Below are 10316 nucleotides of genomic sequence, written 5' to 3' on the forward strand. Positions count from 1 at the left end.
AAATTCTTTAGCCTGCCGTCCAGTTGGCGGCGTGCCGCTGCTGTCATGGCAGAATTGGTTGCAATGGCAATGTCACTGACAGACTGGAAGCGGATATCGTTGTCAGCCGGATCAAAAGAGCCTGTATTATCCGTAGCTGATTTTATCATGCCGCCATTTGCAAACGGGACAATATAAATATCCGACAAATCATTCTCATTATAGTCTTTATTGTCATAGATATTCCTGATAATATAAGGGCGTTGCTCATAAACAACATTCCGTGCCATATCGTCAAGCCCGCCAAGCCCCTCACTGCCTGTCATCGGATTATACAGGGGAATAGCATAAGAGTTATATGATTTTTTACCTGCGTTAAATTCCGCCGGGTTATCATGTTCCCTTATATTTAAGAATACACCGTAATTAACAGCATATTTTTTATGGGGGTAATTCTTCACCGGGATATCCTCTTTTACAGGTGTATGGTATTTTTTTGCATAACCTTTTGCCGTTTCTTTATTACTTGTGAAAAATACCGGCTGGCCTTTAATATACGGGGTAGTCCACCCCCCGTTCTTTGTCCCGTGATACACCACCAAAGGCTCACCATTCTCATCAATTACTTTACTTGCATTCCCAGGATCATTCTCCCAATCCCCGAACCAGTTTTTAAAGTTGGCAGTACGTACCTGTAGCCATTGCCTTTCGTTCAGATTTGTTGGCTCACCATTGGGAGCTTTCATAAACGTACTGTTATTAACCGAAAGCTGCTTTATCTGCTCCATTTCGGATAATTCCTGTTTGCTGATAGCTTCCGTATTTTTACTATCGTTCATATAACCGACCGAATGGGGAACCGTATCAATAAAATATAAATTACCGTCTTTTCCCATCAATACATTAGCAGGACGGACATCGAACAATTCATATTTACCATTGCTCCACACTTCGTGGCCGTTGCTCCAATCCCTTACTCCGTCTTTTTTGAAGCCATGTTCAGTAAGGAAACCATCTATCTCCTCCTGTGTCGCGTTGCGTTCTATATTTTTTATATACGGCTGTTCGGTCACCAATGATGGAAAGCCGTTCTTATTGTCCATAAATCCTTTGATTGTATATACTATGTTCGGGAATAAGGCGTTATGAGCAGATAATCTGTCCACAAGAGCGGCCATGTTATTTTTATGACCTGTGCCCTTTACATAAGAGAGGTTATTTAGTTTGGTAAGGGTGTTACCGTCCGGATTAAGATATACATCATTCTCTGATGTACCTGTTTGTTTCTGGTCGTGTAGTAATATTTTATCGTTCAGGTAATCTTTGTCAAACCACACATTATTTTGCCTGGCCCGATCCTTTAATACTTTCCTGAATACTGTCTTATCGAAGTAAGGGTCTATTCCCCTTGCTTCCAGTTCTTCGAGTTCCTCAGCATCGTAAATTGTGCTGACGCTTCCTGCGGTGTTGACGGCGGCAATGACTTTTGATATTCCGCTCCGCTTTTCTGGTTCTGCCACCAACCCACTGATGGCACTGCGTCCCATTGTTCCTGGGTTATCCAGTCCGGTTTCTGCTCTTCTGCCATATCGTGTATTGTTGTTATTTTTACTTTCTCCAAAGTTATTATTTTTTCCTGGATTTGTCAATCTTTCCCCTCCGAATAAATCCTTAACAGCCCTGTCTGTAAAATCAGATAAGGACATATCCTCAACAGCCATATCCGTATTGAACCCGAATGCTTTTTTGATAACATTCCAAACATCTTTTAACCAAACTTTTAGCTTGTTGACTGTTAACTGTTCACTGTTGACTGTTTTTTCCCCCTTGTCGCCTATAGCCATTGCAAGGGCCTCATCGATCTTCCTTTCTTCCGGTAAGCCGGAGTATGCGGGATTGTTATATATACATTCCCGGTAATACGGGGATTGCCTGATAAGTTCCACCCCCTTTTTCCACAATTCAGGATTGTTTTCTTTTATGAAAGAGTTCCATAAATGCCCGAACTCATGTACAGGCGTATTGGCGTTTATCCGGGTAGCATCCAGATAAATGACGCCATCCGGGGTTACATAGCCGTAGACATTGCCCTGTGTGTCTTTTATCTCCGGATTGCTTCTTATATTTTCATCCAGAACTACCTCAACTGCCAGCCCTGTTTGATTAAGAGTATCTATCAGGCTATTGAACTTTTCAGCAGGAATACTTTCGAAATTACCGGATGATGCTTGTATCCTGGTATCACTTTCCGGAGTATCCTCAATATTCTTTTCAACTATGCCGTCAATGTCAATAGCCTCTACATCTTCTTTCGCCTCTGCTTCTTCTATTTGTTTCAGTTCGGCTTCCATTTGAGCGTTAAGATCCTTAACCTTTTCTTCAGTAGCCCTCAACTCTTTTTCTTTGGCAAATGGTTGTCCTATTTGTGGTTCGTAAGCATCTATATCGCGTTGAGCTTTATCGATACCCAGCTTATACTTCTGTATCCCTTTATCAATATCATAACCGCTCAATAAGTCGTTTATATCATCGATTACATTTTGGATATTTGCGCCCGCCCGGCCTTCAAATACAGGTAAAATATTTTTAGGATCGGACATTAACGGATTATGGAGTTTAACATCAGGAGTAGTATAGAATATCTCTTTTGTTATTCTTGTTTTCTTCGTATCAGTATCATAATTCCTTGTGATATTTACAACAAGATCGACTTTAATGCCGTTTATAGCAATCGAATTTCTTATAATAGCATCATTACGAAGAAAATCTTCCCTAAGTCCGGCAGCTTCCTTATCTATTCTTTTAGTGATATGCTGATTTAAGACGATATCTATATCTTCCGGCGTATTGGCTGATACTTTACCGATCGATATAGTTGTTATCTTTCCGTCAGGAACAAGCCTTTGAAGTTCTTTCCTGTATTCTTCGAATCGCTCTATTGCCTGTCCGTTACCAACGATGATACTTTTTGCTCTTCTTACGGCTCCAGCCATGTACACCTGGTTATCTTCGTGGTATTGCCTGGCGTTTTGTAGCTTCTTCAACTTATTTTGCTCTATCGATAATGCCAGTGCAGCCTGGCTACCGGATAAATTAGCCATCATCTGGTTAAAGTTGCTGCTGTCCGTACTCTCGATGTCTGCTTCTTCGAGCATACGCTGGGAAACATCCCCTTTCATTATCTGGTCGATAAACTTTTTCTTTATCTCCAGGCGTTGGTAGCCTGTAACGTCCAAAGTCTTTTGCACGCCGACACGGAGAATCTTAATAGTCTTATCCATATTCAGGTGTGTATTACCCTGACGCATAATTCTACCGTTGCGTTGCTGATAATCACTCGGACGAAGCGGAGCATCCATATGTACTGCCATGTGCAGGCGTTCCTGTATATTTACACCTACACCTAATTTTTCGGTAGTACCCAACACTACACGAACATCTCCTTTATTCACCGCAATAAACAGTTTTTCCCTTGCGTCGTCCTTATCGAAGTCATTGATGATAGCAACCTGTCCGGCAGGAATACCATTATCTACAAGTTTCTGTTTTATTTCCCGGAATACATTGAAAGCCTTATCGCTACTTTGGTAACTGTCACAGAATATAGCAACAGTGCCTTTGTAGCTTTGTGTATCTTTTAGGTCTTGCACAACTTCCGCAACTGTTCTGTTCAGTTTGCTGTCCGGATGATCCGGCAAATCAGGATCAACCAGACGCACATCAATCGCAGCACGTTTAGCAAGTCCGAACATAACAAGAGGAATATAGGAGTTCTCTTTTTTCTCGGCACCACTCATACGGTCAAACTCTTCAAGTTTATTCCTGATAGCTTTCATGACCGATTTTAGCGGTGGTGTTTGCTCCAGCATAATATCCGCAGGCTTACCGCCTTCTACCCGTGGAGTACCGACACCCTCTTTAAGAGTAGATACTTCCTCTGTCAATACAGTATGAGTCACTTGTCGCCAGGCTGCTATCAGTTCCGGAACATTCGAGTAGGAAGAGAAACGGTTTGTTATTCTGAATTTACCGTTTGAGCCGAACTCTGCACTTTCCTCTATGCTTCCGAAATTGTTTACGAAGGCATCGAAGTTATTCATTTGCAAACGTCCCATTTCTGTACGTGGGTACAGGTAACGCATAAACGTCCACATTTCAGCCATTGTGTTGGATATTGGAGTACCTGTCGCCAACACAACATTCTTTCCGTTACGATTCTCCAATATGTATGATGATTTAAGCCGTGTACTTTGAGCGCGTTTCGATTCTGCCGTATCGATGCCTTTCACACGTTGCAGGGAAGTAACGAAGCCTAGTTTCTTATAGGCGTGTGCTTCATCTATCAGCAGGGCATCAATACCCAACTGTTCAAAGGTCATTGTATTATCGGTACGTCTGTCAAGAGACTTCTCGGCTTTTGCTTCTGCATTGGAACGAACTTTCTCGATATCCTTTACAGAACGCTTGCGCTTCGATTTTGTTGGAGTATCAGACTCTTCCTCTATATCCGGGTTTAGCGTGTTGTCCCTGTCTCTCTCCAATCGTTCAATCTCTTTTTTCAAAGCTCCCATCATCCTGCCTGCATTGGCTGCACCGTCTTCTTTGGCCCTCTCCATTTCTGCAAGAAGGTCCATTTTCTCTGAAATCTTTTCGTCTATGTATTGAGCGACACGTTGCGGATTGTCGGGTATCGAATCCAAATAGGAATGATAGAGCACGACAATATCCCAATCGTTATAGGCTATTTTGGCGAAAAGCTGCTGGCGCTGTTTAGCTGTCAGGTCTTTTTCGGATGGCGCCAATACTTTCGCGTTCGGATATTGGTTTTTAATCTCTTTTACAAATTGCTTATAGGTCGAACGCTGGACAATAATAGCCGGCTTTTTGGCCAGTCCCAGCCTGCGCATCTCCATTGCAATGGTAATAAGGGTAAGCGTCTTACCTGTTCCTACTTCATGAGCCAGAAGCGTAGCACTTTCCAATCCACGGATAACACCTTCTTTCTGGTGCTGGCGGAGAATCTTAGCTGTTCCATTCAGTTTCTTGAAAAATACATCTGCGTCCCCTCTTAAATGAGTGGAATAAATACCCGTTTCAGGGTCTAATTTAAGTCCTAAACTTTTGGCTTCCCTTACAACCAGTTCATTGTCCGCTTCTGTATTTTCTTTGGCTACTCGGTATTGATGAAGTTCTTTTCCGTTCTCCAGTTCCTTGGAGCCTAACGATACTACTTTGCCGCCAACACCGGGGAAACGGTCAAACGAATCAACATCTACCGCTGAATTCACAACTGCATTGAACGTATTGTTATAAATATTCTCCAGCTCTTCATGATATTCTTTCTTTTGTTTTACCCATGCTTCAAAAGTTTCGGCTATCTCTGTCTGTTTGGCTGCCGCCTGTGTTGTTTTCAGGGGGTCAGTAACAGTCTTTCTTTTACCATCTTCCCATACCTGCATAGATATGGTAGTAGTGGCGTTGTTCATTGCATTTAGAGCCAATGTACTTCCTGATGCTTCAGGCATACCCATTTGTATATCCCTGGCATTGTTTTTACCGGATATTTTTCCTATATATTTGTCGGTAGACGTTTTCGTCAGTTTTGCATTTACATCGAATGTTTCTTTGAAGAAATCTTCATACACATTAGTCGGCACCCATGTACTACCCAGAGTCAGCTTGATAAGGTTGATAGGAATATCGGCAGGAATAACTTTCGACAATTCCTCAATATTGCTGTCATATTCATTATCCTGGTTTGCTTGTTGAGCGATAGAAAGTTTATCACGGACATTACCGGATAGATATTGATTGCGAGCTTCTATAAGTCCGGTCTCCGGATTAACAAAGCCGATACGCTTACTGACTATCTCCGATTGTACCTCTTCATTTGTCTTATGAAGTAGCCTGGCTATATATGGTATATCTACCTTTCCGTTCTGATTTATAGATACACGAACAGCATCTTCTACATTGTCTGCTTTCGGTTCAATCTGGTTGTCGATAACACGCTTACTGAATATATCACTCTTAGTGATTGTCTTTTCTCCGTCCTTCCCATCCTCTATGTTTTCAATAGCGGAAACAGAGGGAAAATCGATATCATCCTGTAGGAAGTTTATCTTCTTATTCTCATTCAGGGCGCCGTATTTCTTCACAAAGTTGTCATATACCTTATTCAGGTTCTTACGGTAAGTATCAATATTAGCATCATTGTTATGCTCTGCCTCCAGTAACAGGTCTATGCTTTCTTTTATATCCAGATAGTCTTTTAATATTTCTGTTTTCGGATAACCTGCAGCTTTATTACTGTTCCAATCTACCGGGATAGCTTCGTTATACTGTATGATATAGGCCTGTCCGTCTATGATTGTCAGGCCGCCCTCTTTAGTTCCGTTATTGGCTACTGCTTTAGATGTGTCACTGGCAGGAGTAGTATTATATATATTGCCTGGCAGTTCATCAATCATCCGGTTGATTACTTCCTGTTGATTGATAGCTTTGACAGGTGCAAGCCTTTGTTCGGTAGGACGGATGGCATTACCACCCTCGAAACCGAATTTCATTTCCCCGGCCATCCTCGTGGGATTATCAAGGAAATATTTGTTATACACCATCCGGGCTTTCTTCTCCACCTCTCCTGTGTTATACCCCCATTGATTTTTTTCCTGTATGGTATAGGTAGCTTCACGCTCCATAACGGAATCCTGCATATTCCTGGCATATGGGGATATGCCGTTTACATCACGCTTACGGACAATGATAATATCGGCGGTTGCTTCCGTTCCAGCATCATTTTTGAATGTATCCGTGTTCAGGCGGACAGCATCTATAAAGTCCGCATTACCGTTATTGATAACCCAGTTACGGAGAGCAGAACTCTTATCGAGTGTAGATGATGTTGTGATAAATACCCCTATACCGCCTGCTTTCAGCGTTCTGACGCTCTTCGCTATAAAGTAGTCGTGTATATCAAACCCGGTGGATATATCCTTATTGTTGCTGTCATACACTTTAAAGTTGCCGAAAGGAACATTCGAGATAACAAGATCCATACTGTTATTGGCAATACGTTGTTTCTCGAATCCGGATATATTGATATTGGCATCCGGGTAAAGCAGTTTCAATATACTGCCCGAAACAGTATCCAGCTCAACACCCCTCAATCGGGATACATTGGATATGCTTTCCGGCATCAGGGCAAAGAAATTACCGATACCTGCCGATGGTTCAAGGATATTACCACCTTTAAAACCCAGCTTTTCAATCATATCCCATACAGAAGCGGTTACTTCCGGTGGAGTATAAAAAGCCGTTGTAGTGGATGCACGAGCCGAGTCGTACTCTTCCACTGTGAGTAAATCTTGAAGTGCTTTGTAATTTTTATCGTTTTGTTGGAATACAGAGGACAAACCTCCCCAGCCTGTGTACCTTCTCAGTACATTCATTTGTTCGGGAGTGGCTTTCTTTCCTGTTTCAATCAGACGCTTTGCCAGCTTGATTGCAGCAATATTAGCGTTTATCTTCGCTGTGTTACCTCTCGGTACTACATTTTCTTCACGGGATTGTCTGTTATTGTTGGTATTTAAAGTTTGGCCAGCGTATCTTGTATCTCCTGTATCATCTCGTCCGATATATACATCTCTTGAGGTTCCTCCGGTATATAGCTTGGTTCCAGAAGAGTCTGCATTATTTCCTGAACTTCGTCCGGATCGCCCCCGTTGCTCAACGTTTTCTGTTTCCACTGCAGGGCGTTGTTCACTTTGCGCTCTACCATCTGTTTGAGTTCCTGTGGTTCCTCCCGGAACATCCGCATCAGCATGTCCGGCTGGTATTCTGCCATTTTCAGCAATACGGTTGTCGCTTCGGTTGTCGCTATTAGTTTCATTGACATTCGTATTTGGTGTATTACTTTCTTCTTCAAATATAGTTAAATTATCAACATCAAAAGAGTTTACAATTTGAAAACTATCCATTTCTTCCCGGATGGTTTCCATACCGGGCATTTGCCGGGCTCCTTCGTAGAATGCTTTCAGGTAGGGACGGATATTGTCGCCCAGGTCATCTATCATCCGGCCTGCAAAATCTGCAAACTTCCGTGCGCCCGCTTCTATATTATATACCGCCATTTCTGCGCCGATGGCAAATAACTCCGGGTCGATACCGGCATTCAGGTTGTTCAGCTTGTCGCGCATCCGCTTTTTAAGCTCTTCGTATCTTTCGGTGGATACGAGTTTGTTATTGGCCCCGAATGCAAGGGAGAATTTTTCCGCTTCGTCTCCGGCTGTTTCATCCTGTACAGATGAACTATCAGGGGTAAATATGCTGTCTCCAAGTTCAGCCCTCTTATCATTATAGTATTGTATCAATTCCCTGTCGCTGTCCTCCGGTGTTGCCAGCAGGGGCGTTCGGTCAAAAGACCATTCAATCGCCGTTTGTTCCCGGTCGGTATATTCCCTGCCTAAAGCATTTCGAAAGTCCCTGAAGCTGATTTCTGAAAAGGGATGCCTTTTAACAAACTGCACCCAGGCGGGTATGTCCCATAAATAAACAGGCTGATCCCTTTTTAACCGTATTTCGGCATCGGTTGCTTGTGTGTAATACCTGCGGTCATTCGGATTCGTTTTCTGTATGCCGCCTGACTTTATCTCCCGCAGGGTCGATAATCCCTTCTTTTCAGGCTCCATTATTTCGTATTGGACACCGGAATATATGTCTGTGATGATATCCCCCTTTTTCCGGCTGCTTATCGAATGCAGGATGATCTGGTTTTCTGCCTTTAACGGTTCCGGTTCTCCGGCAGGAGTAATATTGGTTTCTGATTCAGCCGGGCTTATCTCTTGTTTTGTATCCGCTTTATCCGGTTGTATATTTTCATTTTCCGTATTTACTTCCGGACTATCCTCCTGCCCTGAATCCTCTGTTGACGTATTATTTATCCTCTCATTGCTTACCGGAGTTTCTTCTCCGGTTAACTGTCCGGTAATTTGCTGCCTGAGAGGTTTGCTCTCCTGTATAGCTTTTCTGACCTCTTCCCAATACGACAGGCGGTTGTTCAGTTCTTCCAACTGCTGATTGGCGGCACGCTTACCGGCAATATCCTTGTTTATATCACCGGTAGGTTTGGGAGCCTTAGCCTTATCTATCTGCTTCCGGATATTGCCGATAGTAGCGTCCACAACGCCCGACAATTCGGCTGTATCATTATATACTTCGCTCAATGCCCCGATAGTTGCCTCAACGGGAGCCTGTTCGAATAACAGGTTGCCTTTCTCATCCTTCGGTATCTGCCCTGTTGGTGTTAAATTGTCTTGTTCTCCTGCCGGTATATCCTTATTTTGCTGCCCTGTTGCTTGCAGGTTGTCTGCACTTTCAGGGGTAGTTGCCTGCAAATTGTCAGATTCCTGTGTTAACTGTTTACTGTTAACCGTTGACTGACTTACCAGTCCTATAATATCGGCAACAGGCACACCGTTCCCGTCGATGTCCATCATACCCTGCGGACGCAGGCCGTAAGCATCGTTGACAGTGCCCTGTACCCTTTCGCCTTTGTCGTTCCTGTATTCGACCAGCGAGCCGTTTTCCACGCCCTGTATATTATCCTGATTGATTATCCGGCGCGGTTCTGCTTCCACCTGCTCTCCTGTAACCGGGCTTACGATGATATAGTTGCCGCTTTGGGTTATACCTGTTACCTCTCCTGTAAATGTAATACCATTACCCGCTACATCCGCCGTTACCGTTTCTCCGGGCAGGTATTCCCTTACTTCCTCATTCTCCTGTCGGGATATGATGTTTGCCGTTTCTATTTCTATTAATTGGGCGATAGCATCCTGCGCGGGGATATTTTCCCCGATGCTTTCAATAAAGTCAATAGATGTTACCTGTTTGTTCCCTTCCGCATCCACATAGAATATCTGCTTGTCCGATGCTTCACTGTCTATGCTCCCGTCCTCACGCTGTACGATGTTCCCGCCGGTAACCTGTACCGGATTCCCGTTGCCTGCGATAACAGCGGATACAACGGCATTCATCTGCGGGTTGATATTTTCATCTGCCAGCCAGGCCATTTGTTGTTCTGCCTGCTGTATATCTTCCTGTTTGGCCTTATTTATCCCCGAATAGGCGGAATAGGCAGTCACATATTCCACAATGGCCCTTTTCCCGTTATCATCCAGCCGCTCATCCCCGATCACGGAAAGAAGTTCCTGTTTGAGTTCCGCCTCACTGCTGTTATCCACCAGCTTATTGAAAGCAAGTGCAGCCTGCGGTGCATCTTCCCCGAAATACTTATTCAGGCTGTCAGCCGATCTGTCATATGTTTGCCGTATGGCGCG

Annotated in this window: 1 protein-coding gene; it reads right to left on the reverse strand. The window is 43.6% G+C overall.

Features of this window, described 5'->3' with window-relative positions; translation table 11 throughout:
* The coding region (locus ACFO6W_RS02950; RefSeq protein ID WP_379993836.1) for a putative polyvalent protein kinase domain-containing protein at positions 1 to 10316 on the reverse strand (10316 nt) is incomplete at both ends.

Source organism: Dysgonomonas termitidis (assembly GCF_042654545.1).
Lineage (GTDB): Bacteria > Bacteroidota > Bacteroidia > Bacteroidales > Dysgonomonadaceae > Dysgonomonas > Dysgonomonas termitidis.